The 26,780-nt window shown below is 38.1% G+C and carries 26 protein-coding genes; 17 read left to right on the top strand and 9 right to left on the bottom strand.

Features of this window, described 5'->3' with window-relative positions; all coding sequences use genetic code 11:
- Nucleotides 1-330: 330 nt before the first annotated feature.
- From AC6CH1_RS17205 to dnaA, 7 genes are all read right to left on the bottom strand, one after another.
- Nucleotides 331-1,446 carry an HD-GYP domain-containing protein gene (locus tag AC6CH1_RS17205; protein WP_498318602.1) on the bottom strand — a complete coding sequence of 372 codons (1,116 nt, stop codon included), beginning with the start codon at nt 1,444-1,446 and terminating at the stop codon, nt 331-333.
- 175 nt (nt 1,447-1,621) lie between these two features.
- On the bottom strand, nt 1,622-4,120 hold the full coding sequence (gyrA, locus tag AC6CH1_RS17200; RefSeq protein WP_498318601.1) for a DNA gyrase subunit A: 2,499 nt from the start codon (nt 4,118-4,120) through the stop codon (nt 1,622-1,624).
- Nucleotides 4,121-4,213: 93 nt separating this feature from the next.
- Complete coding sequence (gene gyrB / locus AC6CH1_RS17195; protein ID WP_251691055.1) at nt 4,214-6,139, bottom strand: DNA topoisomerase (ATP-hydrolyzing) subunit B; 1,926 nt, start codon at nt 6,137-6,139, stop codon at nt 4,214-4,216.
- 61 nt (nt 6,140-6,200) lie between these two features.
- A complete protein-coding gene (gene recF / locus AC6CH1_RS17190) occupies nt 6,201-7,319 on the bottom strand; it encodes a DNA replication/repair protein RecF (protein WP_427713585.1) in 1,119 nt (372 codons plus the stop codon).
- 3 nt (nt 7,320-7,322) lie between these two features.
- Nucleotides 7,323-7,559, bottom strand: a complete 237-nt coding sequence (gene yaaA / locus AC6CH1_RS17185; RefSeq protein WP_285848958.1) for a S4 domain-containing protein YaaA — start codon at nt 7,557-7,559, stop codon at nt 7,323-7,325.
- A 125-nt stretch (nt 7,560-7,684) separates the two neighbouring features.
- Nucleotides 7,685-8,821 (bottom strand): DNA polymerase III subunit beta, encoded by a 1,137-nt coding sequence (gene dnaN / locus AC6CH1_RS17180; RefSeq protein ID WP_251691051.1) that lies wholly within the window; start codon nt 8,819-8,821, stop codon nt 7,685-7,687.
- A 171-nt stretch (nt 8,822-8,992) separates the two neighbouring features.
- A complete protein-coding gene (gene dnaA, locus AC6CH1_RS17175; RefSeq protein WP_008408391.1) occupies nt 8,993-10,336 on the bottom strand; it encodes a chromosomal replication initiator protein DnaA in 1,344 nt (447 codons plus the stop codon).
- A gap of 686 nt (nt 10,337-11,022) precedes the next feature.
- Between dnaA and rpmH the strand changes: the two genes are divergently transcribed.
- The 11 genes from rpmH (at nt 11,023) to AC6CH1_RS17120 (ending at nt 21,303) form a co-directional block, all read left to right on the top strand.
- Entirely contained in the window at nt 11,023-11,157 is a 135-nt protein-coding gene (rpmH, locus tag AC6CH1_RS17170) for a 50S ribosomal protein L34 (protein WP_008408389.1), read from the top strand.
- Between the two features lie 95 nt (nt 11,158-11,252).
- Nucleotides 11,253-11,594, top strand: coding sequence for a ribonuclease P protein component (rnpA, locus tag AC6CH1_RS17165; RefSeq protein WP_008408387.1), 342 nt, complete (start codon nt 11,253-11,255; stop codon nt 11,592-11,594).
- A gap of 131 nt (nt 11,595-11,725) precedes the next feature.
- Nucleotides 11,726-12,508 carry a membrane protein insertase YidC gene (yidC, locus tag AC6CH1_RS17160; protein WP_087617927.1) on the top strand — a complete coding sequence of 261 codons (783 nt, stop codon included), beginning with the start codon at nt 11,726-11,728 and terminating at the stop codon, nt 12,506-12,508.
- The gene (gene jag / locus AC6CH1_RS17155) at nt 12,509-13,273 is read left to right on the top strand and encodes an RNA-binding cell elongation regulator Jag/EloR (RefSeq protein WP_251691049.1); all 765 of its coding nucleotides are present in this window, start codon (nt 12,509-12,511) and stop codon (nt 13,271-13,273) included. It begins immediately after the preceding gene.
- A gap of 174 nt (nt 13,274-13,447) precedes the next feature.
- Nucleotides 13,448-14,833 carry a tRNA uridine-5-carboxymethylaminomethyl(34) synthesis GTPase MnmE gene (gene mnmE / locus AC6CH1_RS17150; RefSeq protein ID WP_008408382.1) on the top strand — a complete coding sequence of 462 codons (1,386 nt, stop codon included), beginning with the start codon at nt 13,448-13,450 and terminating at the stop codon, nt 14,831-14,833.
- A gap of 27 nt (nt 14,834-14,860) precedes the next feature.
- Complete coding sequence (gene mnmG / locus AC6CH1_RS17145; RefSeq protein WP_285848957.1) at nt 14,861-16,756, top strand: tRNA uridine-5-carboxymethylaminomethyl(34) synthesis enzyme MnmG; 1,896 nt, start codon at nt 14,861-14,863, stop codon at nt 16,754-16,756.
- Nucleotides 16,757-16,816: 60 nt separating this feature from the next.
- On the top strand, nt 16,817-17,533 hold the full coding sequence (rsmG, locus tag AC6CH1_RS17140; RefSeq protein ID WP_008408378.1) for a 16S rRNA (guanine(527)-N(7))-methyltransferase RsmG: 717 nt from the start codon (nt 16,817-16,819) through the stop codon (nt 17,531-17,533).
- A gap of 248 nt (nt 17,534-17,781) precedes the next feature.
- Nucleotides 17,782-18,666: a nucleoid occlusion protein gene (gene noc / locus AC6CH1_RS17135; protein ID WP_498318596.1), complete on the top strand. Its 885-nt coding sequence runs from the start codon at nt 17,782-17,784 to the stop codon at nt 18,664-18,666.
- Nucleotides 18,667-18,887: 221 nt separating this feature from the next.
- Nucleotides 18,888-19,649 (top strand): ParA family protein, encoded by a 762-nt coding sequence (locus tag AC6CH1_RS17130; RefSeq protein ID WP_079523590.1) that lies wholly within the window; start codon nt 18,888-18,890, stop codon nt 19,647-19,649.
- Complete coding sequence (locus AC6CH1_RS17125; RefSeq protein WP_251691043.1) at nt 19,642-20,487, top strand: ParB/RepB/Spo0J family partition protein; 846 nt, start codon at nt 19,642-19,644, stop codon at nt 20,485-20,487. The genes AC6CH1_RS17130 and AC6CH1_RS17125 overlap by 8 nt, the downstream gene beginning before the upstream one ends.
- Before the next feature lie 108 nt (nt 20,488-20,595).
- Nucleotides 20,596-21,303 (top strand): DUF554 domain-containing protein, encoded by a 708-nt coding sequence (locus tag AC6CH1_RS17120; RefSeq protein ID WP_498318595.1) that lies wholly within the window; start codon nt 20,596-20,598, stop codon nt 21,301-21,303.
- Here AC6CH1_RS17120 and yyaC read toward each other — a convergent pair.
- Complete coding sequence (gene yyaC / locus AC6CH1_RS17115; RefSeq protein WP_008408365.1) at nt 21,220-21,846, bottom strand: spore protease YyaC; 627 nt, start codon at nt 21,844-21,846, stop codon at nt 21,220-21,222. The two genes, AC6CH1_RS17120 and yyaC, sit on opposite strands and share 84 nt — an antisense overlap.
- A gap of 114 nt (nt 21,847-21,960) precedes the next feature.
- Here yyaC and AC6CH1_RS17110 point away from each other — a divergent pair, with 114 nt between their 5' ends.
- From AC6CH1_RS17110 to rpsR, 6 genes are all read left to right on the top strand, one after another.
- Nucleotides 21,961-22,866 carry a mechanosensitive ion channel family protein gene (locus tag AC6CH1_RS17110; RefSeq protein WP_251691036.1) on the top strand — a complete coding sequence of 302 codons (906 nt, stop codon included), beginning with the start codon at nt 21,961-21,963 and terminating at the stop codon, nt 22,864-22,866.
- Between the two features lie 3 nt (nt 22,867-22,869).
- Nucleotides 22,870-23,070 (top strand): DUF951 domain-containing protein, encoded by a 201-nt coding sequence (locus AC6CH1_RS17105; protein ID WP_079523585.1) that lies wholly within the window; start codon nt 22,870-22,872, stop codon nt 23,068-23,070.
- A 128-nt stretch (nt 23,071-23,198) separates the two neighbouring features.
- Nucleotides 23,199-24,299, top strand: coding sequence for a redox-regulated ATPase YchF (gene ychF / locus AC6CH1_RS17100; protein ID WP_427713600.1), 1,101 nt, complete (start codon nt 23,199-23,201; stop codon nt 24,297-24,299).
- A gap of 208 nt (nt 24,300-24,507) precedes the next feature.
- A complete protein-coding gene (rpsF, locus tag AC6CH1_RS17095; RefSeq protein WP_008408357.1) occupies nt 24,508-24,798 on the top strand; it encodes a 30S ribosomal protein S6 in 291 nt (96 codons plus the stop codon).
- Nucleotides 24,799-24,836: 38 nt separating this feature from the next.
- Nucleotides 24,837-25,394 (top strand): single-stranded DNA-binding protein, encoded by a 558-nt coding sequence (ssb, locus tag AC6CH1_RS17090; RefSeq protein WP_008408356.1) that lies wholly within the window; start codon nt 24,837-24,839, stop codon nt 25,392-25,394.
- A 41-nt stretch (nt 25,395-25,435) separates the two neighbouring features.
- A complete protein-coding gene (gene rpsR / locus AC6CH1_RS17085; RefSeq protein ID WP_172954456.1) occupies nt 25,436-25,675 on the top strand; it encodes a 30S ribosomal protein S18 in 240 nt (79 codons plus the stop codon).
- 152 nt (nt 25,676-25,827) lie between these two features.
- Here rpsR and rbsB read toward each other — a convergent pair whose 3' ends face one another.
- Nucleotides 25,828-26,766, bottom strand: a complete 939-nt coding sequence (gene rbsB / locus AC6CH1_RS17080; protein WP_251691032.1) for a ribose ABC transporter substrate-binding protein RbsB — start codon at nt 26,764-26,766, stop codon at nt 25,828-25,830.
- Between the last annotated feature and the right edge of the window lie 14 nt (nt 26,767-26,780).

Here is a 26,780-nt window from a genome sequence, read left to right as displayed (position 1 = left end):
TCGTTGTGACAACTTTTATATCTTAACATTATTCCATGTTGTTTGTCAACACTTTTTAATGAAAAGTTTTTTTGCTGTTGAAGCATTTCTTTTTCATGCGACAACTTTTATTATATTACAGCATCCTTAGGCTTAAGTCAACACTTTTTATTATTTACCTTTCAAAAGATGTTATCTTGTAAGGACTTTATATATATTAACATTTGATTTTCTAATCGTCAATAGTTTATTCATTGTTTTTCTGTTTTTATTTTGAGTTTGTTTATCCAGGCAAAACTAATATAAAAAGGGGGTATTTCTTCTTTTAAAGAAACACCCTTTAACGATTAATTAGTTCAATTTATATCCTTGAGTAATGACACGCGAAATATAGAAACTTCTATTAGAAGAAAGATCCACAATTTCTCCTGTACGTGTTAATTTTACAAGTGGACGTGTAGGTGAATATTTATTGATGAACATTACTTCGCCCAGCTCTAAATTAGATAATTCAATTTTTGTTCCTATTGGTAGATCAACGACAATATTCATTAAAGCTTGAACAACTTTAATATCAAATTTTCCAAACTCCTCTTCCTTAATCATTTCGATTACTTTGAAAGGAGATTGCTTTGAACGATACATACGTTCACTAGTCATCGCATGGAATACATCCGCTACCGCAATAATTTGGGCAAATACTGAAATAGACCCAATACGATCACCTTTTGGATAGCCACTGCCATCCAAACGTTCATGGTGCTGATAAACAGCTACTTTCATAATATCCTTTATAGCCGTTACGTTTTTAATTAGTAAGTAACTATAGTAAGGATGTTTTCTTACTTCTCCAAATTCGGATTCTGTTAAAACGCTTTTCTTATCCCGTATACGTGAAGGAATTCTCGACATTCCACTATCTGCTAACATTCCGGCGATGGCAAGCTGAATTGTATCCCCTCGCTCATATCCCATTTTCTTTGCAATGACTGCTGCAATTAAACCTGTAGCAATACAATGATGGTATAAATAGTCCTTTGCATTTGAATAACTGTTCAGATCAAATATATAAGTGCGATTTTCTAAAACCATATCCATTAACGGAATCATTATGTTTCTTACTTTTGGCAGATCTACTCTTCCGCCAGCTTCCCAATTTAAAAATTCCTTTTTTAATTGTCCTATTCCATCAAGATAGGACTTTTCGAAACTTGTGGGTTGCTGTAACGGTAATGCTACTGAAGTATTATCTAACTTTTCTTCAATTATCTCCGTTTCTTCAACTTCGACTTCATTATGTACTAACACTGTTTTAAAATTAAATAACTCAAACACACGTAAATGCTCTGGTTTTACTTTTGTATTTTTGTAGATAATCGGATATTGTGTATTGGCAAAAATATCTTCAGCAATTACCTTACCTAATCGCAATTCCTCAACTCTTATCAATATTGCTTCCAATTTCACAACCCCTTAAGCTTGTTATCGGTTATTAAGTATGGATAAATTCTCACCCAATGATTTAATCTTTCTAAATAACTACTAATTTTTTCATATTAACGTTAATTATAACGAATGGAAAATAAATTACAACCAAAAAAAGTAATCTAGATAGTCTAAACTAACTAGATTACTTTTCGAATTACTCTTCTATAGCTGAATTTGACTCTTCTTCAGTTTCAGAATCGATTTCTTCTTCATCCGGAGCGTCATCTTCTTTTTTCACCCGTGCCACAGTTGCTACATATTCGTCATCAGCAAGTCTGATTAAGCGAACACCCTGTGTACTACGGCCGATAACAGATATATCGTTTACGTCCATTCGAATTAACATCCCATTAATCGTAATCAACATAATGTCTTCTGATCCATCTACAGCCTTTACCGCGCACATTTTACCGTTCTTATCAGTAATTTGCATCGTTTTCAGACCTAACCCGCCACGGCTTTGTAAACGGTATTCGGATTCAGGTGTACGCTTACCGTAACCATTTTCAGTGACAACTAAAATTTCCTGACCTGGCTCAAGAATTTCCATTCCTACTACAAAGTCACCTTCACGAAGTTTAATACCGCGTACCCCGGCAGCCGAACGACCCATCGAACGAATATCGTCCTCTTTAAATCGTACTAACATACCATCGCTTGTACCGATAATAATTTCCTTTGTGCCATCCGTTAAGTGAACAGAAATTAAATCATCATCTTCACGTAATGTAATGGCGATTAAACCATTCGTACGGATATTTGCAAACTGATCAACAGGTGTACGCTTTGTTACCCCTGTTTTTGTAGTAAAGATAAAGTAAGCATCTTCTTTAAATTCTGTTACGCGAATCATTGCTGTAACATGCTCACCTTTATCAATATTAAGTAAGTTTACAATTGGCAGCCCTTTCGCTTGGCGACCGAACTCCGGAATTTCATATCCTTTTGCACGGAATACTTTCCCTTTTGAAGTGAAGAAAAGAATTGTATCGTGTGTAGACGTGAATAATAAATGTTCTACGAAGTCATCTTCATTCGTTCCCATACCTTGTACACCACGGCCACCGCGTTTTTGCGAGCGGTACGTGTTTGCAGCTAAACGTTTAATATAACCGTTATGTGTTAATGTAAGTACCGAGTTTTCACGAGGAATTAAATCTTCGTCTTCGATCATTTCTAAGCCGCCAGCTGTAATTTCTGTACGGCGGTCATCACTGTAACGCTCTTTAATATCCGTCATTTCTGTGCGGATAATCTCGACTACTTTCGCTTCATCAGCTAAAATCGCTTTTAATTCATCGATTAACTTTAAAAGTTCCTGATACTCAGCCTCAATTTTTTCGCGTTCCAATCCGCTTAAACGCACAAGACGCATGTCTAAAATTGCTTGTGCCTGGCGTTCAGATAAATTAAAGCGCTCCATTAATTGAGGTCTTGCTTCTTCACCGCTGCGAGAAGCTCGGATAATAGAAATAATTTCATCAATATGATCAAGCGCAATACGTAAACCTTCTAAAATATGTGCACGTTCCTCTGCTTTTCGAAGTTCGAATGCAGTACGACGTTTAATAACTACTTTCTGGTGTTCTAAGTAATGATAAAGCACTTCTTTTAGACTTAATACTTTTGGCTGCCCGTCAACTAGCGCAAGCATATTTACACCAAAGCTTGATTGCATCGCTGTTTGCTTGAATAAATTGTTCAATACGACATTTGCATTGGCATCACGGCGTACTTCAATCACTATACGCATACCATTACGGTCTGATTCATCACGTAAATTAGTAATGCCATCGATTTTTTTGTCGCGAACTAACTCAGCAATTTTTTCAATTAGTTTTGCTTTGTTAACCTGATATGGCAATTCGTGTACTAAAATTGTCTCTTTGCCGTTTGAAGCTTGTTCAATTTCTACTTTAGCCCGAATTGTCAGTGAACCACGGCCCGATTCATATGCACGGCGAATACCGCTGCGCCCTAGAATAATTCCCCCTGTAGGGAAGTCAGGACCTGGAATGATTTCCATTAGCTCTTCTGTCGAAATACCTGTATTATCAGCTACTGCCAATACACCGTCAATTACTTCTCCAAGATGATGGGGCGGTATATTTGTAGCCATACCTACTGCGATACCAGAAGCACCATTCACCAATAGATTCGGATAGCGTGCCGGCAATACTAAAGGTTCATTTTCACTGCCATCATAGTTCGGTCCATAATCAATCGTATCTTTGTTAATATCGCGCAACATTTCCATCGCGATTTTAGACATACGTGATTCTGTATAACGCATTGCTGCTGCACCGTCACCATCAACAGAACCAAAGTTACCATGGCCATCGACTAGCATATAACGGTAGCTGAAGTCTTGCGCCATACGCACCATTGCATCATAAATTGATGAGTCACCGTGAGGGTGGAATTTACCCATTACGTCCCCTACAATACGGGCACTCTTTTTATAGGGTTTATCTGAAGTATTTCCTAGCTCCTGCATACCATAGAGGATACGACGATGTACTGGTTTAAGCCCATCACGTACGTCTGGTAAGGCACGCGAAACGATAACGCTCATCGCATAGCTTAAGAAAGATGATTTAATTTCTGTTGTAATATTTCTAGATTCAATATGTCCATGCTGAATGTCAGACAAAATAAGGACCTCCTTCCAATTGCACTAACTAATCAATTATGTCCAAGCATAATTGCATCCTTCAGCGGGTGTTTGAAAACCCGCTGAAGGATGTTAAATATCCAAGTCTTGCACGTATACTGCATTTTCTTCGATAAAATCACGACGAGGTGCAACTTCATCACCCATTAAGTGATCGAAAATTTTATCTGCTTCAATTGCATCATCCAATTCTACTCGAATTAAAGTACGGTGCTCTGGATCCATTGTTGTATCCCATAATTGCGTTGCATTCATTTCCCCTAAACCTTTATAACGCTGTACATTAGGCTTCGGTAACTTCGGAAGACGGTTTAAAATATCTTCTAACTCCTGATCCGAGTAGCAGTATTCAACATGCTTCCCTTGTTTCACCTGATAAAGCGGTGGTTTTGCGGCATATACATAGCCTGCTTCGATTAACGGACGCATGAAACGGAAGAAGAATGTCAGCAATAGCACACGAATATGTGCCCCATCGACATCGGCATCCGTCATAATGACGATTTTGTGATAACGTGCTTTCTCTAAATTAAACTCTTCCCCAATACCAGTACCGAATGCTGTAATCATTGCACGGATTTCAGCATTAGATAAAATACGGTCCAAGCGTGCTTTCTCAACGTTAAGGATTTTCCCGCGCAGTGGTAAGATCGCCTGGAAATGACGGTCACGGCCTGATTTAGCAGATCCACCGGCAGAGTCACCCTCTACAATATAAATCTCAGATTCAGCAGGGTTTGTCGAAGAACAGTCTGCTAATTTACCTGGTAAGCTTGAAACTTCCAATGCAGATTTACGACGTGTAAATTCACGAGCCTTTTTCGCTGCTACACGCGCACGTGCCGCCATTGTACCTTTTTCGATAACTTGGCGCGCAACCGTTGGATTTTCAAGTAGGAAACGTTCAAATCCGTCTGAGAATAAAGCATTTGTAATCTGACTTACTTCAGAGTTTCCAAGTTTTGTTTTAGTTTGGCCCTCAAATTGAGGTTCCGGGTGCTTTATTGATACGATTGCGGTTAAACCTTCACGAACATCTTCGCCTGTAAGGTTGGCATCCGATTCTTTAATCAAGTTTGATTTGCGGGCATAGTCGTTAATAACACGTGTTAAGGCCGTTTTAAAGCCTGATTCGTGCGTACCACCTTCATACGTGTTGATGTTGTTGGCAAAGGACATAATATTAGAGCTGAAGCCTGCATTATACTGCATGGCAATTTCAACCGTAATGCCTTCTTTTTCGCCTAACACATCAATCGGTACATGGATAGGGTCTTTATTTTCGTTTATATGCTCAACATATTCACGAATACCACCCTCAAAGTGGAATGTTTCAGAACGTTCCTGTCCTATGCGCTCATCTGCAATCGTAAGGCTGATGCCACGATTTAAGTAAGCTAATTCACGGATACGTGTCGCTAAAATATCGTATTCATAAACTGTTGTTTCTTTAAATATTTCGCTGTCAGCTTTAAATCGAGTTGTTGTACCTGTATGGTCTGTTTCACCAACCACTGTTAACTTTTGAACCGTTTGACCGCGCTCAAAAATAATTTCATGGATTTTACCATCGCGGTGTACTTGAACAATTGTCTGACTTGATAATGCGTTTACTACAGAAGCACCAACACCGTGAAGACCACCTGATACTTTATAGCCTCCGCCGCCAAATTTACCGCCGGCGTGCAGTACTGTCATAATTACTTCAACAGCAGGCATACCCATTTTTTCTTGAATATCTACGGGAATACCACGACCGTTATCTTCTACGCGAATCCAATTGTCTTGTTCAATTGTTACTGTGATTCCTGTACAATAACCTGCTAAAGCTTCATCAATACTATTATCAACAATTTCCCAAACTAAATGGTGCAATCCTTTTGAACTTGTTGAACCAATATACATACCCGGACGTTTTCGAACAGCCTCTAATCCTTCTAATACTTGTATTTGATCCGCATCATAAGATTGCTGGACTTTATTATCTTCTAAAGCCACTATTGTTCACCTACTCTTTCATAACTATCAGTATGCTTCTTTATTACGTATTTCAATGCACTTATGGTTGTTCAATTGTTCCTTGTGTGACGTGGAACAATTTTGCGTGCTGTATTGTGTCATGGTGAATACCTTCTACACTCGTTGTTGTAACGAATGTCTGGACCTCACCTTGAATTGTATTTAATAAATGTGATTGGCGGTAATCATCCAATTCAGATAAAACATCATCCAATAAAAGAATCGGAGTTTCCTTCGTTTCCTGTTTGATAAGTTCAATTTCGGCAAGTTTTAAAGATAATGCCGTTGTGCGTTGCTGCCCTTGTGAGCCGTATACTTGAACATCATAATCATTGACAAAAAACTGCAGATCGTCCCGATGAGGACCTATAAGTGTTACGCCTCTTTCAATTTCACGCTGCTTCACTTCTTCTAGTTTTTTTGTTAAGTAATCCGCCATTTCTTCAGTAGTCCAGCTTGCTTCCATCCCTGTTACAGGACGGTATTTTATGACAAGCTTTTCTAATCCCCGCGAAATGCCAAAGTGAATCGGTTCAGCCCAATCTTGTAAAAGCTCGATAAACTGAAATCTTTTACGGATAATTTGAATTGCCGCCTGCACATATTGTTCTGTATAAATTTCAAACATCACATCAGATGCGAGTGATTGTTTTCCCGCATTCTTTTTTAGTAAATGATTACGTTGTTTCAAAATCTTTTGGAATGTTAGTAAATCATGTAAGTAAACTGGGGAAATTTGTCCGATTTCCATATCGATGAATCTTCGGCGAATTTGGGGGCTGCCCTTTACGATATTCAAATCTTCCGGTGCAAACATTACTACATTCATCTGTCCGATATAATTGCTTAGTTTCGTTTGTTCAAGATGATTGATTTTGCCCTTTTTGCCTTTTTTTGAAATCGTCAATTCGATAGGAACGCCACCGTAACGCTTATTTACCACACCTTCTATTTTACCATAATCCGCATCCCAACGTATTAATTCTTTATCGTTCGCGGTACGATGAGATTTGGCCATCGCTAGTACATAGATTGATTCCATTACATTTGTTTTTCCTTGAGCATTTTCCCCAATAAAAACATTAATCTTATCTGAAAAATCCAGTGTTAACGATTCATAGTTACGATAATTTGTTAGCTGCAAGCGCTCGATGTTCATTAATTAATTTTCTCCGTTTTCAATAAATGCATCGACAATTTTGTAACGTCCTACACCAGGGATATTAATTACATCCCCATGACGCAATTTTTTTCCGCGGCGATCTTCCACTTCTCCATTTACGTATACTTCATGTTCACTTAAAAACCACTTTGCCATACCGCCGGAGCTAATTGTATCTGTCATTTTCAGCGCTTGACCAAGCGTAATAAATTCTGTATCAATTACTAATTCATTCAACGTAATTCATCCTCCACTTAAATAAAGTCTTATCATTCTATCATACCTAAAAATCGTCCATAAGTAAAAAAGGAACGGTCTCAATAACAAGTTAAGACCATTCCTTTAAGAATTTTTATTGAATTTTAGTAAGTACGTACCGGTAAAATCAATTGCAGTATTGCATCATCTGCAACAGAACGTAAGATGAACGGGCGCATTGCACCTGTAAATTCAATTACTACATCTTGTCCATCAATCGCTTTTAAGGCTTCCATCATATATTTTGCACTAAATGAAATCTTCAATGTTTCACCTTCCAGACTTTCCACTTGGATCTGCTCTTCGACTTTACCAATCTCAGGTGAATTTGATGAAATTTCGACTGTTTGATTTTCCAGTGTTTCAAAACGAACGACATTATTACGATCTTCACGAGCTAAAAGTGAAGCACGGTCAATTGCCTGCAATAAAGATTTTCCGTTAATCGTAATCATTGTTTTAAACTCTTCCGGAATTAAACGTGATGTATCCGGATAGTTGCCTTCTAAAAGACGAGAGAAGAACAGGACATCATCTGTTTTAAATAATACATGCTGGTTTGTCAGTACGATTTGAACAGGATTATTTGTGTCTTCTAAAATCTTGTTTAATTCATTTAAGCTTTTACCTGGAATTACGACTGAAGTAATATCATTTGGTAAATTTTCAAGATTTACTTTACGACGTGCTAAACGGTGACTATCCGTTGCAACGCATATTAATGCATCACCTTCAACTTTCCAGTTTACACCTGTCAACACCGGACGGCTTTCCGATGTCGCTACAGCAAATACAGTTTCTCTAATAACTGATTTTAATAAATCTGTTGGAATCGTAAATTGGCGGTCAGCAGCAATTTCAGGTAACTGTGGATATTCCGTTGCATCTAGGCCGATAAGGTGGAACTCTGATTTACCTGAACGGATAATAGTTGCATAGCCGTTTGTAATTTCGATTTCCACTTCATTAGTAGGCAATTTACGGATAATTTCATTGTACATACGAGCTTGTAGCACAATAGAGCCTGTTTGTGTAATATCCATAATCTGTTCGCCATTTTCTTCTACAGGAATGAAAGTCTGGATTGTAATGTCTGCATCACTACCAGTTAACGTCATACCTTCGTTTGTAACATCGATTTTAATCCCCGTTAAAATAGGGATCGTCGTTTTGGAACTTACGGCTTTCATTACATCGTTTAATCCTGCTAAAAGACGATCACGTAAAATAGTAAATTTCATTAGTTTACCTCTCTTATATAATTAATTATTTATTTAAAGATATTAATAGATATAGTAATAGGGCCTGTGAATTTGTGGATAACCCCTAATTTAAACAGGCAGAGCACGCTATCCACATGTTGATAAGCTGTGAATAGGTATGTGTGAAAAACATAAAGTTATACACAGAGATTATTTACCTAACATACTACGTATTTGTTTAATATCCTGCTGAAGCTGCTGATCTGTTTTAAGTAAGGAAGAAATCTTTTCATGGGCATGGATTACTGTTGTATGATCACGGCCTCCAAACTCCTCACCAATTTTAGGTAATGAGTAATCTGTTAGCTCACGCGATAAATACATCGCCACTTGACGAGGATAAGCAATCGATTTTGTCCGGCGCTTAGCCTTAAAATCTTCCAGACGTATACTGTAATGTTCACCAGTTGCAGTTTGAATATCTAAAATCGAAATCATGCGCGGTTTTGAATTTGGCATAATATCTTTTAAAGCTTCTGCAGCAAGTTCAGGCGAAACATCCATATTTACTAAAGATGAATAGGCCACAACCCGTATTAATGCCCCTTCAAGTTCACGAATATTTGTATCAACCTGATTGGCAATATAAAGCATGACTTCATTTGGAATATCGAGTCCATCAGCTTTGGCCTTCTTACGTAAAATAGCAATACGTGTTTCCAAATCTGGTGGTGCAATATCTGTAATTAGTCCCCATTCAAAGCGTGAACGCAAACGGTCCTCTAAAGTAGGGATTTCCTTTGGAGGGCGGTCACTTGAGATGACAATCTGCTTTGATTCTTCATGCAGTGTGTTGAATGTATGGAAGAATTCCTCTTGTGTCGATTCCTTACCAGCCAAAAATTGAATATCGTCAATTAGCAGTACATCAACATTGCGGTATTTATTTCGAAAATCGATTGTTTTATTATCACGGATGGAGTTTATGAACTCATTTGTGAACTTTTCAGATGATAAATAGACGACATTTGCTGTCGGATTATGTTCTTTTACATAATGGCCAATTGCATGCATTAAGTGAGTTTTTCCTAAACCTACCCCCCCATAAATAAAGAACGGGTTGTAAGCTTTTGCGGGTGCTTCTGCTACAGCTAGGCTCGCTGCATGGGCAAAGCGGTTACCGGAACCAATAACGAATGTATCAAATGTGTACTTTGGATTGAGCATACCCGGGGTAATGTCATGGTGTTCACTTGATTTTGCTTGAGTAATTGGGGGCGGTAGTTCAAAGTCGTCTGCCGTCTGATCTTTCTGGACAACAAAATTAATGACTAGATCCTCTCCAGTTAACTCGTTTAATATTCCTGTAATCATATGGATGTAATATTGTTCAAGCCAATCGCGGGCAAAAGAGTTAGGCGCGGAAATCGTCACTTTTGTGCCACTATGCGCAAGAAGTTTTGTTGATTTCAGCCAAGTATCAAAGCTCGGTTTCGAGATTTTCTGTTCAGCTTGGGCAAGGACGGCATTCCATAGGTTTTCTAAATGTTCCAAGCTCTTTCTTCCTTTCATTAATTCATTTCACATTCGATTCGTATATTTAAATGACAAGGCTCATACTAACCAAAATTAGATGAGAGTCTTTTTTATGTGAATTTCCTTACAATGCAAACTTTCTTGCTTACGAAAAAAGAAAGGCTCTGTTAAATGATTAATAGTAAACAGAGCTATAAAATATATATTTTATAATTAAAAAGGAGTTCATACACATAACCACAAGTTGTGGATAAAGGTTGTTCTAGAGTATGGGAAATCTTTGTCCACAGATTATCAACAATTGTGGATAATATATTTCCCAGAAAAGAATTCCACAAAGTAAAACACAGTTATCGTATCAAATAAAGTTAGGTATTTCAATACTTAAACGATCTTATCCACATAATCATATGTTATATACATAACAGTTGTCCACAGGTTTGTTATATGTGAAAAACATGTAGATAAGCGCTGTGGATAATTTTTAAGAGCAAAAATACTATTCACAGCATAAACGTAAATTAATTTTATAAATTGTGGATAACTGAGAGTGTGGATCAGGAAAGGGATTTATATGAGGTTTATAGAGAAAAAGAGAAAAATTATAATGAAGCATTGACAAACAGGTTTTATTCTTTATATAATATCATGGTCTGTATGTAGAGATAGATATAGTAACGCTCGAATTCAGGAGGTGTATATAAATGAAACGCACGTACCAACCTAAAAAACGTAAGCACTCTAAAGTTCACGGTTTCCGCGCTCGTATGAGCACTAAAAACGGCCGTAACGTATTAGCTCGCCGTCGTAAAAAAGGAAGAAAAGTATTATCAGCATAAGTCCACTGAGCCACATCAGTGGTCTTTTTTTTCTTTTATCGTTGTTGAATGAGCAAAAAAAGTACCAATGATTAGATGGAGCAGGTGAATGGATCATGAATAAACGCCAACGTATAAAGAAAAATGAAGATTTTCAAAAGGTGTTTAAAAAAGGTAAGTCGTTTGCGAATCGCCAATTTGTTGTATATTGCTTGAAAAAGGAAGAACAACAGGCGTTTCGTATTGGCTTATCAGTGAGCAAAAAAGTAGGAAATGCGGTCACTCGGGTTCAAGTGAAACGCTATATTCGCCAAGCTTTTCTGGAATTAAAAGATGAAGTAAAACAAGATATGGACTATGTTATTATCGCCAGAACGCAGGCGGCCACACTGGATTTTCACGAAACCAAAAAAAGCTTGCAGCATGTTTTAAAGGTTGCAAGAGTATATAAAGGATAGTTCCACAATTAATTGTTTATCATTCATTGCTCTATTCTTTGAATTTACAGAACAATTAGTAGTGTACGAACGTCCATAATGGTAAAATATTGTCATAAAAATTGAATAGGTTTGCTTTAGGAGGAAGAAGGTTGAAGAAAAATCTATGGATAATGCTGTCACTTGTTTCAGTAGTATTACTGCTATCAGGCTGTACAGAATTTGACCAACCAATTTCATCTGAAAGTGATGGCTTTTGGAATGAATATATTGTTTGGCCATTAGTATCATTTATCAAGCTTTTTGCTGATATGTTTGAAGGTAATGCGGCGAATTATGCATTTGCAATTATTATCGTAACTGTTATTATTCGTCTAATCATTCTGCCTTTAACTATCAAACAAGTAAAAAGTTCTAAGAAAATGCAGGAAATGCAACCGAAATTAAAAGAGCTGCAAGCAAAATACAGCTCAAAAGACGCGGCAACTCAGCAAAAATACCAGCAGGAAATGATGCAGTTAATGCAGACTTCAGGTGTTAACCCATTAGCTGGATGTTTACCGATTCTTATCCAAATGCCGATTTTAATCGGTTTCTATCATGCGATTAGCCGTATGAATGCAACACCGGATGCATTTGAATTAGGGACATTTTTAGCGGTTCCATTAGCAGAGCCTAGTATTGTATTTGCTGTTATCGCAGGTCTTATCCAGTACGTTGTATTAATGACTGGACCAGCAGTAGATAACCCACAAATGAAAATTATGATGTACATCATGCCATTAATGATCGTTGGTTTCGGTATTATTTTACCTGCCGCGTTATCATTATATTGGGTAGTCGGGAACTTTGTATCTGTATTACAAAACCTTGTTATTTACAAACCTTGGAATAAAAATAAACCGGATGCTACCGATGCTAAAGGAGCGAAATAAGTGAAACAAACTACGCAAATAGGCGCAACAGTAGAAGAAGCGATCTCATTAGCGTTACAAAAGCTTGGCCATACTCGTGAACAAGTTGATGTGGAAGTTTTACAAGAGGGTAAAAAAGGATTTTTAGGTTTTGGGGCACGAAATGCTGAAGTTCGTGTCACTGTAAAGGAAATTGTTCAGCAGCAAGTGGATCAAGAGACGACTTCAGATTCTGCATCTGATGTGGAAGAACTGACAATTGTCGAGGAAACAATCGAGAATGAGCCGGTTTCATCTAATGAAGATCAATCAATTCACCATGAACAACAACAAGTGGATCCTATTGAAGAGGCAAAAGGGTATTTAACGAATATTGCTTTAGGAATGGGAATTACAGATTTAACAATTGACCATGAAACAGATGGCAAACATGTTTCATTTAAGTTATCGAGCGAGAAAGCAGCGTTATTAATTGGAAAGCGTGGCCTTACATTAAATGCGCTTCAACATTTAACTCAGCTCATTCTTAATAAAACAGCCAAATCGTTTATGATTTTACAAATGGATGTGGAAGATTATCGTGAGCGACGTCAAGTAGCGCTTGAACAGCTGGCATTACGTATGGCGGACAAGGCTATTCGAACACGAAAACCCGTATCATTTGAACCGATGGCATCTTATGAACGAAAAATTATTCATAATGCCCTGGCAAATCGTATAGATATTGAAACGCACTCAGAAGGTGTCGAACCAAATCGATATTTAGTCATAGAGCCAGTAAAATAATATACAGACAGTTTTCGACCTATTCTTTTGGATAGGTCGTTTTTTTAATGAAAGATGGAACCAAATCTACATTACTTTAGATTTTAATTAAAATATGTTAGTCTAAATTGTTAGTTAGTATAGCACGGATGTGATTTATCCACATGTGGATAACACTGAAATAGGAGGATATAAATGGAATTCGATACGATTGCTGCGATTTCCACTCCAATGGGAGAAGGAGCTATTGCGATTGTTCGTCTGAGCGGCGATGAGGCGGTAGCGATTGCAGATAAAATATTTAAATCACCAAATCATAAGCGTTTGACGGAAGTTGCGACACATACGATCCATTACGGACATCTGATCGACCCGAAAACGGATGAAGTGGTAGAGGAAGTTATGTTGAGCTTAATGCGCGGACCGAAGACATTTACGCGAGAAGATGTTGTCGAAATCAATTGTCATGGAGGTATTGTGTCTGTTAACCGAGTATTACAGCTTGTCTTACGTTACGGTGCACGTTTAGCAGAGCCTGGGGAATTTACGAAACGTGCATTTTTAAATGGCCGTATCGACTTATCACAGGCAGAAGCGGTAATGGATTTAATTCGTGCAAAAACTGACCGCGCGATGAACGTTGCGCTTGGCCAGATGGATGGAAAGCTATCACGTCTTATTACATCTTTACGCCAGGCATTATTAGAGACGTTGGCACAAGTGGAAGTAAACATTGATTATCCGGAATATGACGATGTAGAAGAAATGACGATTCCTGTACTTCTTGAAAAATGCGGTTGGGTACGAGAGGAAATAATTAAATTACTTCAAACATCATCTCAAGGTAAAATTTTACGTGAAGGTTTATCTACCGTTATTTTAGGACGTCCAAACGTAGGTAAATCATCTCTTTTAAATAGTTTGGTTCAAGAAAATAAAGCGATTGTAACCGACATTGCAGGCACAACTCGTGATATTATTGAAGAATACGTAAATGTACGTGGAGTTCCTTTACGTTTAGTTGATACAGCAGGTATTCGGGAAACAGAAGATATTGTTGAACGAATCGGAGTTGAACGTTCGAGAGAGGCATTAAAAGATGCCGATTTAATATTGCTTGTATTAAATTACGGAGAAGAGCTTACAGAAGAAGATGAACGCCTTTTTGAAACGATTCAGGCGATGGATTATATTGTCGTTGTCAACAAGACAGATATCGAACGCAAAATCGATTTAAACCGTGTTCATGAATTGGCTGGAAAACATCGTGTCGTAACGACTTCGTTATTGAAAGAAGAAGGTGTAATCGAGCTGGAAGAAGCGATTGCAGCATTGTTCTTTGAAGGGCAAGTAGAAGCGAATGATTTAACATATGTATCAAATGCGCGGCATATTGCGCTATTGCATCAAGCTCAACAGGTGATTGAGGATGCGCTTGCTGCAGCTGAGTCAGGTGTACCTGTCGATATGATTCAAATCGATGTGACACGTACATGGGAAATTCTTGGTGAAATTATTGGAGATACTGTACAGGAAAGCTTAATTAATCAGCTATTCTCGCAGTTCTGTTTAGGGAAATAAATCGGAATAAAAGAGAGGAAGAACAACATGTCAATACAATACGAAGCAGGTAATTTTGACGTAATCGTTGTTGGTGCAGGACATGCAGGTGTGGAATCTGCCTATGCAGCTGCGAAAATGGGTGCTAAGACACTCATGCTTACAATTAACTTAGATATGATTGCGTTTATGCCTTGTAATCCATCAGTCGGCGGACCTGCAAAAGGAATCGTTGTTCGCGAAATTGATGCACTTGGCGGTTTAATGGGACGCATTATCGATAAAACACATATTCAAATGCGCATGTTAAATACCGGGAAAGGTCCAGCAGTACGTGCTTTACGTGCACAAGCGGATAAATTCCAGTATCAGCATGAAATGAAACGGGTTTTGGAAGAAGAAGAAAACCTTCAAATTCATCAGGCAATGGTCGATGAACTAATTGTAGAGGATGGCGAAGTAAAAGGTGTTATTACACAAGTTGGAGCAATTTACCGTGCACCGGCTGTCATCATTACTACAGGTACGTTTTTACGTGGGGAAATTATTTTAGGAAATCTGAAATATTCTTCAGGTCCAAACAACCAGCAGCCATCGATTAAATTAGCGGATAACTTAAAAGAATTAGGGTTTGACTTAATTCGTTTTAAAACAGGAACACCACCACGTGTAAACAACCGTACAATTGATTATTCAAAAACGGAAATTCAACCTGGTGATGATGTACCCCGTGCATTCAGTTTTGAAACAACAGAATATATTATGGATCAGCTTCCTTGCTGGTTAACTTATACAACAGAAGAAACACATCGTACAATTGAGGAAAACCTGCACTTGTCTCCAATGTTTTCAGGGATGATTAAAGGGACAGGTCCACGTTACTGCCCATCAATTGAAGATAAAGTAACGCGCTTTAACGATAAGCCGCGTCACCAGATTTTCCTTGAGCCTGAAGGACGCAATACACGTGAAGTATATGTCCAAGGTTTATCGACAAGCTTACCAGAGCATGTTCAAAAGAAATTAATCGCATCGATTCCTGGTTTAGAGAATGCCGAAATGATGCGTGCAGGCTATGCGATTGAGTACGATTCAGTTATTCCTACACAATTATGGCCAACGTTAGAAACGAAAAAAATCCAAGGTCTTTATACAGCAGGTCAAATTAACGGTACTTCAGGCTATGAAGAAGCAGCAGGGCAAGGGTTAATGGCCGGAATGAATGCCGCAGCAAAAGTATTAGGCCGTGAAGAAATTATTTTAGACCGTTCAGATGCCTATATCGGTGTATTAATTGACGACCTAGTTACAAAAGGTACGAATGAACCTTACCGTCTATTAACTTCACGTGCAGAGTACCGTCTTCTATTACGTCATGACAATGCAGATTTACGTTTAACTGAAATTGGTTATAAAGCAGGGATGATTACAGAAGATCGTTACGCGAAGTTCCAAGTGAAAAAAGCACAGATTGAACAGGAAATTGCACGTCTGCGTGAAATAATCATTAAGCCGAATGAGACGACACAAGAAGTCATCCGCAATGCTGGCGGCGCGGAGCTAAAAGATGGTATCCGCGGAGCAGACCTTTTAAAACGTACTGAAATGACGTATGATTTAGTTGCTTCCCTAACTCCATCAGAAGTGGAACTTTCAGGTGATGTAAAAGAGCAGATTGAAATTCAATTAAAATATGAAGGGTATATTCAAAAAGCACTTCAGCAAGTAGAAAAAATGAAGAAGCTTGAGGATAAGAAAATCCCTGAAAATATCGATTATGATGCTATTCCAAGCTTGGCGACAGAAGCACGCATGAAGCTTAAAAGTGTTCAGCCGCTTTCAATTGCTCAAGCATCACGTATTTCAGGTGTAAACCCTGCAGATGTTTCAATTTTACTTGTCTATATTGAGCAAGGTAAAATTGCAAAAGTAACTACGAATTGAATGATGTGAGCGTCTTTATCCAAAAAAGGCGCTCATTCTTTAATATGGAGGAGTCATTTTATGAACGAAAAGCAATTTATCGAAGCATTGAAGGAAAAGGGTATTGAGCTTTCAGAACACCAGATTGCGCAGTTTAAAAAATATTTTGAGCTTTTAGTTGAGTGGAATGAAAAAATGAACTTAACGGCAATTACGGATTTGGAAGGCGTTTATTTAAAGCACTTCTATGATTCAATCAGTGCGTCATTTTATTTTGATTTTACAAAAGTAACAACAGTATGCGATGTTGGTGCAGGTGCAGGATTCCCAAGTATCCCTATTAAAATTTGCTTCCCGCATTTACAAATTACGATTGTCGATTCACTTAATAAACGAATTACATTTTTAAATCATTTAACAAATGAGTTAAACTTGGATCATATGACATTTGTCCATGCCCGTGCTGAAGAGTTTGGTCAAAATACAGCATACCGTGAAAAATTTGATGTTGTCACAGCCCGCGCGGTAGCACGTCTTTCTGTATTATCAGAGCTATGTATTCCATTAGCAAAAGAAGGCGGTTATTTTGTTGCATTAAAAGCTGCAGCAGGTGCAGAAGAATTAAAAGATGCGACGAAAGCCATCTCAACATTAGGCGGAAAATTAATAGAGGAGTTTGCATTCCATTTACCGGTAGAGGAAAGCGAACGTTCACTTTATGTATTTGATAAAGTAAAATCAACACCAAAAAAATACCCGCGTAAACCAGGTGTTCCTAATAAAACACCAATTAAATAAAAAAGTTAACCAAATTTGAATATATCCGTCTTTTGCTGCATATATATTTATATTTATGTTTTTTTAGTGGATAGAAAAATATAAGTTTATTTTGAAATACAAATGGGTAAAGACATTATTTTGTCCTATTTTAGGCGAAATCTGTCTTTCTCGTAAATTACTATTCATTGAACACTGTACATTTTTGAATGAATCAGAAATAATATTGTATATGAGGTAGACAGTTTCCTAAAGGTGGTGCCACACGGATGAAAAGTACTTTTTCACGTTTTTTCGGAGGCGGGAGCAAAGAGCCTGAAGTAGAAAGTGAAGTAGAAGTAATAGAGAATATCTCGATGGCTTCAGAAGAAGTAGTTAAAATTCCAATAGACAAAATCATTCCGAACCGTTATCAGCCACGTACAGTTTTTGATGATGAGAAGATTGAAGAATTAGCAAGAACTATTCATACACATGGCGTCATTCAACCAATTGTGATTCGTCCAATTAATAATGACGCAGATAAATATGAAATAATTGCCGGTGAGCGACGTTATCGAGCGATGAAATCCCTACAATGGACAGAAGTGCCTGCTATTGTACGCAATTTAAATGATCGAGAAACGGCGTCTATTGCCCTGATTGAAAACCTTCAACGTGAGGAATTAACAGCAATTGAAGAAGCGCTTGCTTATCAACAATTATTAGGGTTGCATCAGCTTACACAAGAAGCGCTTGCACAACGTCTTGGTAAAGGCCAATCAACAGTTGCTAATAAATTGCGTTTATTAAAGTTGCCTCAATTTGTTCAGGATGCTATTTTAAATCGTGAAATTTCGGAACGTCATGCCCGGGCTTTAATTGTAATCAAAGATGAGCAATTACAAATGCAGCTCATTGTAGCGACGAAAGAGTTTGATTGGAATGTTAGACAGCTTGAAGAGCAAATTCAAAAAATTCTAAATCCCGATGAGCCAGAGATAAAAAAACGTAAACCAAGCAGAAAAGCGATTAGCAAAGATGTGCGTATTGCCCTTAATACGATTAAGCAGTCGTTATCGATGGTGACGAAAAGTGGAATTAATGTAAAAACGGAGGAAGAGGATACAGACGATTACTACCAAATCACTGTAAAAATTCCGAAGAAAAAATAAATTATTGAACTGCCCGAAAGATAACGACTTTCTAGGCAGTTTTTTTAGTAGATTAGTAGGTTTGGCAAGTTTTTTGAAATATTTTTATTTTCATAGCATCGTTTTCTAACATTTTTTGTTAAGATAAGAGAAACAGTATTATAAAAGGAAGATTTAGTCATCCGGGATTTTTAGACTTTAAAAATATACCTAAATTGAAGTGATGAAAGCAGGTGCGGATATTGGGACGTATTATTGCGATAGCCAATCAAAAAGGTGGCGTTGGAAAAACGACAACCTCTGTTAACTTAAGTGCATGTTTAGCTTTTTTAGGAAAGAAAGTATTAATAATCGATATCGACCCACAAGGTAACGCTTCAAGCGGATTAGGTGTTCGAAAAGGTGATTTAGAAAGCTGTGTATACGACGTACTGATCAATGATGAAGATATTAAAGGTGTCATCCAACAAACGGATGTAGAAAATTTATATATTGTCCCTGCTACAATATCATTGGCAGGTGCTGAAATTGAGCTTGTGTCCACAATTTCCCGTGAAGTTCGACTGAAAAAATCATTGCAGGAGATTAAAAATAATTTTGATTTCATTATTATTGATTGTCCGCCATCACTTGGCTTATTAACAATTAATGCGCTGACTGCCTCCGATGCACTGATTATCCCGGTCCAATGTGAATATTACGCATTAGAGGGGTTGAGCCAGTTGCTTTCAACAGTCCGCCTTGTCCAAAAACATTTGAACAAGGAGTTAATGATTGATGGTGTGTTGCTAACAATGCTGGATGCCCGTACGAATTTAGGACTTCAAGTGATTGATGAAGTAAAACGCTATTTCCAGGATAAAGTATATCGTTCGATCATTCCGCGTAATGTGCGGTTAAGTGAGGCACCGAGCCATGGTAAACCGGTAATTTTATATGATTCAAAATCACGCGGGGCAGAAATTTACTTAGAGTTTGCAAGGGAAGTGATTAAAAATGGTTAAAGGTTTAGGTAAAGGAATTGATGCGCTTTTTCGTGAAGAGGCCGTACATAAAGAAGACCAGGTACAGCAAATTGCAGTAGGGAAAATTTTAGCAAATCCATTTCAGCCACGTAAAATCTTTGATGAGACTGCAATTGAAGAATTAGCAAGCTCTATTATTGAACATGGTATTATTCAACCGATTGTTGTCCGTAAAAATGCTAGGAAATATGAAATTGTAGCAGGTGAACGCCGTTATCGTGCGGCTGTCAGTGCAGGTTTAACAGAAGTACCTGTCATTGTAAAAGACTTTAATGAGCAGCAAATGATGGAAGTTGCTATTTTGGAAAACTTGCAACGCGAAGATTTAACGCCAATTGAAGAGGCAGAAGCATACAACAGTTTAATTGTGAAACTGAATTTTACACAAGATGATTTAGCGAAACGATTAGGAAAAAGCCGTCCGCATATTGCGAACTTAATCCGTCTGTTGCAGTTACCTGAAGACATTCGAGACCTTGTCAACGAAGGGAAACTGACAATGGGGCATGGCCGTGCATTACTTGGATTAAAAAATAAACGGCGTATACCTGAAGTGGCACAAAAAGTAATAAAGGACCACCTTAATGTTCGCCAATTGGAAAAGTATATCCAGGATTTAAATGAGGCCGTTTCACGTGAAACAAAGCCGACAAAAAAGGATATTCATACACAGGCAACGGAGTCTCAATTACGTGATTATTTTGGAACACAAGTACAAATCAAAAAAGCTAAGAATAAAGGTAAAATTGAAATTGAATTTTATTCAGATGATGATTTGCACCGCATTTTGGAAATATTAAATATGGAACAAGAATAAAAAGTGCTGAGCGAAAAGTTTCAGCACTTTTTTTGTGAACAGTTATAATATAAAAAAATACTACATAATGATGAATTTGTTAGACGGTAAATAGAAAGAGGGAAATTCATGGTATTACTAGGTTCTCTGTTAAATGCATTATTTATTATAATCGGTGCGTTGGTCGGCCGTATCTTTAAAAATATTCCGGAATCCATGCAGCAAACAGTGTTATCAATTATCGGTTTAGTTGTGGCGCTTTTAGGAATTCAAATGGGATTGGAGAGTACGAATTTCATTCTCCTTATAGTCAGTTTAATCATGGGTGCGGTCATCGGTGAATGGCTCGACCTTGAAGGAAAGTTTAATCGCTTCGGTCAATGGATTGAATCCCTTTTTGGAAAACGTGCACAAAAAGGAACGATTGCAGAGGGGTTTGTTACTGCAACGCTCATTTTTGTTATTGGCTCCATGGGGATTCTCGGTGCTCTTGATAGTGGTTTGCGCAATGATCACAATATTCTTATCACTAAAGGGATTATCGATGGATTTATGTCGATTATATTAAGTTCAACTTTAGGAATCGGTGTCTTACTATCGGCGGTTCCTGTACTTTTATATCAAGGCTCGATTGCATTATTTGCAGGTGTTATTAGTACATATATTCCTAGTGAAGCATTGGATCTATTTATCACAGAAATGACAGCGACGGGCGGTATTATGATTATGGCAATCGGTTTGAATATTGCCGGATTAACGAAAATCCGTATAGCCAATCTGCTGCCAGCGATTTTGATGGTCGGGATACTCGTTGCGATTATTTTTCCGTTTCAGTAAATGGCGCTGCCATGCTAAAACAAGTGCCCGAACAATTTTATCACTCATAGAATACGTAACATGCAGTCTCGTATTTTGTAATACTTTTGCTTCCATAAAGCCTCCTACGTTAACAATTCCTTTAACAGAAATGTTACCGATAGGAGGCAACTCTTTTTTCACGGCTTTTCCGGGATAAAGAGGACCCTGTTGGATTAGAATAGAACCAATCGCATTTGATTCACCTAAACAAGCATCAATTGCAATAATAAAAGGTTGCTCTTTTTCATTAATCAACTGCTCGTAACGCTCTACAATATTGAGCGCGTGAAGCGGTGCCTGCAATGTACCAACAACCGGAAATGGAAATGAGAAAGTTTGGTGCAGCTGGCTGCCGATAATCGGGCCTAATGCATCACCTGTAGATCGGTCTGTACCGATACAGCAAAAAATAAGTTCTTCATGGTCAAACGGAATCGTTTTTAAAAAGATTTCGCTCAGCTCCCAAACAGCGCTCGTCTGCTCGTAATGGACGCTATAATTTTGAGGACAGGCTTGTGTCATATCATCACTCCTTTAATTTTTAAATTAAATAGATTACTCGAGAAATAAGCTAAAATACGATATATTTATGCAGTATATTCAATTTTAAAGTTTGTTATACAAGAGGTGGTAAATTTGGAAAAAGATTTGAAATTAGATTTAGAGGAATTTGCTGAAACGGATATTAAAGGGCTCGCACACTATACGACAGAACTTTGGGAATATGTCACAAGTACGGAGTTTTTGGTAAAGATTATTGCAGCCGGCGCGAAGATTCTGGCGATTATCGTTATTTCATATCTTGTCGTTTTTATCGGTAAGAAGATTATTCACCGAGTGTTTATGCTGCGTGTAAGAAATAATGAGCGTCGACAGCTTACAATTGTAAAGCTGCTGCAAAGCGTACTGAGCTATTTAGTGTACTTCTCTGCCATTATGGGAATTTTATCGGCTATGAATATACAAGTTGCCGGGTTACTTGCAGGGGCCGGGATTGCTTCTGTAGCAATTGCCTTTGGTGCGCAAAACTTAGTGAAGGATGTCATTACAGGATTTTTCATTATTTTAGAGGATCAGTTCGGCGTAGGGGATTTTGTGAAAATCAATACGGCTGAAGGTACCGTTATGGAAATTGGTCTTCGTACAACGAAAGTAAAGGGAGTAACAGGTGAGCAGTTTATTATTCCAAACGGCAGTATTGTAGATGTCATCAACTATTCCATCAATAACTCAAAAGCTACGATAAATATGCAAATTTCGCTCGATGCGAATATTGAAAAAGTGCAGATGGTCATACAAAACTATTTGGATACGTTACCGCAAAATTATGAGGAACTAGTTTCTGCTCCTGTCTTTTTAGGTGTCACAAATACGACAAGCACAGAAGCGACAATTGCTATTACAATAGAAACATTACCATTACAGCAATATTCAATATCACGTATTATTCGGAAAGATGTAATCGACATCTTAACACGCAACGGTATTCCTCTTGCTGTACCGAAAATGATGTTTTATGAGCGAAATCAGGGAGGAGAATAATAGATGGAAGCAAAGCAGTACGGTCTTAATGACGTTGTGGAAATGAAAAAACAACATCCTTGTGGCACAAACGAATGGAAAGTAATTCGATTAGGTGCCGATATTCGCATAAAATGTGAGGGGTGCGGACATAGCGTTATGATTCCACGCCGCGAGTTTGAGAAAAAAATGAAGAAAATTTTACGCCAGGCAGAAGAAGTCTAAAAGCAAAATAGACTTTTATGTCCGCAATCAATATAATAGACAAGGTTGTAAAATTTAATGGACAGAAAAATCCATAAAAGAATTAATAATAAAATTAAATGAACTGAACATAGAAAGGTTGTGTCAATATGGCATTAACAGCTGGTATTGTTGGTTTACCGAACGTAGGAAAATCGACTTTATTCAACGCAATTACAAAAGCAGGCGCTCTTGCAGCTAACTATCCGTTCGCAACAATCGAACCGAACGTTGGTAGCGTAACTGTTCCGGATGAGCGTTTAGACAAATTAACAGAATTAGTAGTACCAAAGAAAACAGTTCCGACAACTTTTGAATTCACAGACATCGCAGGTATCGTAAAAGGTGCTTCTACTGGTGAAGGTTTAGGAAACAAATTCCTTGCTCACATTCGTGAAGTAGATGCAATTTGCCAAGTTGTTCGTTGTTTTGAAGATGAAAATATTACACACGTTTCGGGTACAGTAAACCCGATCGATGACATTGAAGTTATTAATTTAGAGTTAATTTTAGCGGATATGGAATCAGTGGATAAACGTATTGCACGTGTAGCAAAAATGGCGAAACAAAAAGATAAAGAAGCTATGGTAGAAGAGCCAATTCTTCAAAAGCTTAAAGAAGTATTAGAAGCTGAAAAACCTGCTCGCGCGGCAGACCTTTCAGATGACGAGAAAAAAGTAATCAAAGGTTTACATCTATTAACGATTAAACCAATGCTTTATGTTGCCAATGTTTCTGAGGATGAGGTAGCGGATCCATCTGAAAACAAGTATGTAAAAATGGTACAAGAATACGCAGCAGCTGAAGGCGCTCAAGTAATTACTGTTTGTGCAAAAATTGAAGAAGAAATTTCTGAGTTGGAAGACGATGAGAAAAAAGAATTTTTAGCTGAATTAGGAATTGCTGAATCAGGTTTAGACCAATTGATTAAAGCTTCATACAGCCTATTAGGTTTAGCTACTTACTTTACAGCTGGTGTACAGGAAGTTCGTGCATGGACATTCCGCAAAGGTATGAAAGCACCACAATGTGCCGGTATTATTCATACTGATTTTGAACGCGGCTTTATCCGTGCTGAAACGGTTGCATTTACGGATTTAGTAGAGTACGGTTCAAAGCCGGCTGCAAAAGAAGCAGGCCGAGTGCGCGCTGAAGGTAAAGAATACGTAGTACAAGACGGCGACATATTGGAATTCTTATTTAACGTATAATTAGTAGACGCTTTGTGAGTAGAAATCTATCCTCGCAAAGCGTTTATTTATATATGAAATAATCTATTTCATTAATATTAAAAGATGTAGCCAGTTGCATAGAAATAACAACTATGATACAATTCATTGATGTGAGTAATAGAAGTTACTTACTCCTTGCTCCCTATTTAGTAGGAGAGCCCAAGTCCATAAGGAGGTGCAAACACAAATGAGAAAGTACGAATTAATGTACATCATCCGCCCAAACATTGAAGAAGAAGCGAAGAAAGCTTTAGTAGAGCGTTTCCAAGAAATCTTAACTTCAAATGGTGCAGAGATCACAGAAGCAAAAGATTGGGGTAAGCGTCGTTTAGCTTACGAAATCAATGACTTCCGCGAAGGTTTCTACCAAATCGTGAAAGTTAACGCTGGTACTGAAGCTATCAACGAATACACTCGTCTAGCTAACATCAGCGAAGACATCATCCGTCACATCGCAGTACGCGAAGAAGACAAATAATTTTTAAACTTAAATGCTGAAAAAAGGAGGGTGCATTGATGATTAACCGTGTCGTATTAGTCGGAAGACTTACAAAGGATCCAGAGCTTCGTTACACACCGAGTGGAGTTCCAATGGCACGCTTTACGATTGCCGTAAACCGTACATTTTCGAGCCAGTCTGGTGAACGCGAAGCAGATTTCATAGGCTGTATCGCCTGGAGAAAACAAGCTGAAAACTTAGCAAACTTCATGAGAAAAGGGAGTTTGATTGGTGTAGAAGGTCGTATTCAAACAGGTAGCTTTGAAGGACAAGATGGAAAGCGTGTGTATACAACAGATGTCGTTGCTGATTCAGTGCAGTTCTTAGAACCACGTGGAGGAGCTAATGCATCACAAGGTGCACCAAGCCAACAATACGGTGGAGGGCAAAATTATGGTGGTCAGCCATCTTATAATCAGCCTAACCAACAATTTGGAGGCGCGCAATCTCAGGATTCTTACGGTTCTTATCAACAGCCAGCTCAAAATCAGCAAAACTATACACGTGTAGATGAAGATCCATTTGCAAACAGTAAAGGACCGATTGAAGTATCTGAAGACGATTTACCGTTCTAAGAACTTCACATCTATAATTAAAAATTAAAAGGAGGAACACGATAATGGCACCACGTCGCGGAGGCCGCAAACGCCGTAAAGTTTGCTACTTCACTTCAAATAACATTACGCACATCGACTACAAAGATGTAGATCTTTTAAAGAAATTCATCTCTGAGCGCGGTAAAATTTTACCACGTCGCGTAACTGGTACTTCTGCTAAATACCAACGTAAACTTACATCTGCAATCAAAGTTTCACGTATTATGGCATTATTACCATTCGTAGCTGAAGAAAAATAATTTTTTCTTAAAAGTACAGCATAGGCTTAACTGCCTCTGTTGTACTTTTTTTATTGTTTAAAGGTTTTTTATAGTTCCATAACAAAAGCTGCCACAAAATTACTTGTGACAGCTTGAGAGGTGCAATAGCCTATTTGCAGGCTGTTGCATTATTATTTTGTAATTAATTCAAGATTGACTGGAATTACTTCATCAACCGTTTCACCGTTTAAATAAGCAATCGCTGTTTCCATTGCGATCTTTCCAATCTCATCAGGTTTTTGTGCAACCGTTGCAGCTAAACTTCCTGCTTTTACCGCAGCTACCGCATCGTCAGTCGCATCAAAGCCAACTACTACAATCTTCTTACCCGAAGCCGAAATTGCTTCTTGTGCACCTAATGCCATTTCGTCATTGTGCGCAAATACGGCTGTAACATCCGGATTGGACTGCAGAATGTTCTCCATTACTGTTAAGCCCTCTGAACGGTTAAAGTTCGCTGTTTGCTTTGCAACGACGTCTAAGATACCTGTGACAGCTTCATTGAACCCTTGTCCACGATCACGTGCAGCAGATGAACCTGCGACACCTTCCAATTCGACAACTTTGGCACCTTCACCAACTAACTCTGTAATATATTCTCCTGCCAGCTTTCCGCCAGCTACGTTATCAGAGGCGATATGTGATATGACTTCGCCACCTTCAGAAGAACGGTCTACCGTAATGACGGGAATATTTAAAGCATTAGCAGATTCAACAGCAGTTGCAACAGCAACAGAATCTACAGGGTTAATAATAATCAAATCAACGTTTTGCTGGATTAAATCTTCAATATCGGAGGCTTGCTTCGACGCATTATCCTGCGCATCTACAATCGTTGTTTTCACACCGAGCTCTTTTGCCTTTGCTTCTGCATTTTCACTTAACGTTACGAAGAATGGATTGTTTAAAGTTGAAATAGATAAACCGATTGTTAATGTATCATTACTGCTTTCTGTTGATGTAGCGGATGTTCCGAAAGAAGGTTCCAAAGAGAAGCCTGGTTTTACCGAACAAGCCGACAGTATCACTGTGGCCAAAAGTGCCATTAATAATATTAATTGTTTTTTCACGCTAATGACCTCCA

It is taken from the genome of Solibacillus sp. GQ1 (assembly GCF_059758555.1).
The sequence above is the reverse complement of the archived record's forward strand: the minus strand, read 5'-3'. Positions and strand labels throughout refer to the sequence as shown.

What these genes read in the sequence shown, in the direction of transcription:
- AC6CH1_RS17105 (WP_079523585.1), top strand. Translation starts at nt 22,870, where the DNA reads ATGGAAGCAAAGCAGTACGGTCTTAATGACGTTGTGGAAATGAAAAAA.
- AC6CH1_RS17120 (WP_498318595.1), top strand. Translation starts at nt 20,596, where the DNA reads ATGGTATTACTAGGTTCTCTGTTAAATGCATTATTTATTATAATCGGT.
- dnaN (WP_251691051.1), bottom strand. Translation starts at nt 8,821, where the DNA reads ATGAAATTTACTATTTTACGTGATCGTCTTTTAGCAGGATTAAACGAT.
- rsmG (WP_008408378.1), top strand. Translation starts at nt 16,817, where the DNA reads ATGAACGAAAAGCAATTTATCGAAGCATTGAAGGAAAAGGGTATTGAG.
- rpsF (WP_008408357.1), top strand. Translation starts at nt 24,508, where the DNA reads ATGAGAAAGTACGAATTAATGTACATCATCCGCCCAAACATTGAAGAA.
- yyaC (WP_008408365.1), bottom strand. Translation starts at nt 21,846, where the DNA reads ATGACACAAGCCTGTCCTCAAAATTATAGCGTCCATTACGAGCAGACG.
- noc (WP_498318596.1), top strand. Translation starts at nt 17,782, where the DNA reads ATGAAAAGTACTTTTTCACGTTTTTTCGGAGGCGGGAGCAAAGAGCCT.
- recF (WP_427713585.1), bottom strand. Translation starts at nt 7,319, where the DNA reads ATGAACATCGAGCGCTTGCAGCTAACAAATTATCGTAACTATGAATCG.
- ssb (WP_008408356.1), top strand. Translation starts at nt 24,837, where the DNA reads ATGATTAACCGTGTCGTATTAGTCGGAAGACTTACAAAGGATCCAGAG.
- AC6CH1_RS17125 (WP_251691043.1), top strand. Translation starts at nt 19,642, where the DNA reads ATGGTTAAAGGTTTAGGTAAAGGAATTGATGCGCTTTTTCGTGAAGAG.
- rpmH (WP_008408389.1), top strand. Translation starts at nt 11,023, where the DNA reads ATGAAACGCACGTACCAACCTAAAAAACGTAAGCACTCTAAAGTTCAC.
- ychF (WP_427713600.1), top strand. Translation starts at nt 23,199, where the DNA reads ATGGCATTAACAGCTGGTATTGTTGGTTTACCGAACGTAGGAAAATCG.
- rnpA (WP_008408387.1), top strand. Translation starts at nt 11,253, where the DNA reads ATGAATAAACGCCAACGTATAAAGAAAAATGAAGATTTTCAAAAGGTG.
- mnmG (WP_285848957.1), top strand. Translation starts at nt 14,861, where the DNA reads ATGTCAATACAATACGAAGCAGGTAATTTTGACGTAATCGTTGTTGGT.
- mnmE (WP_008408382.1), top strand. Translation starts at nt 13,448, where the DNA reads ATGGAATTCGATACGATTGCTGCGATTTCCACTCCAATGGGAGAAGGA.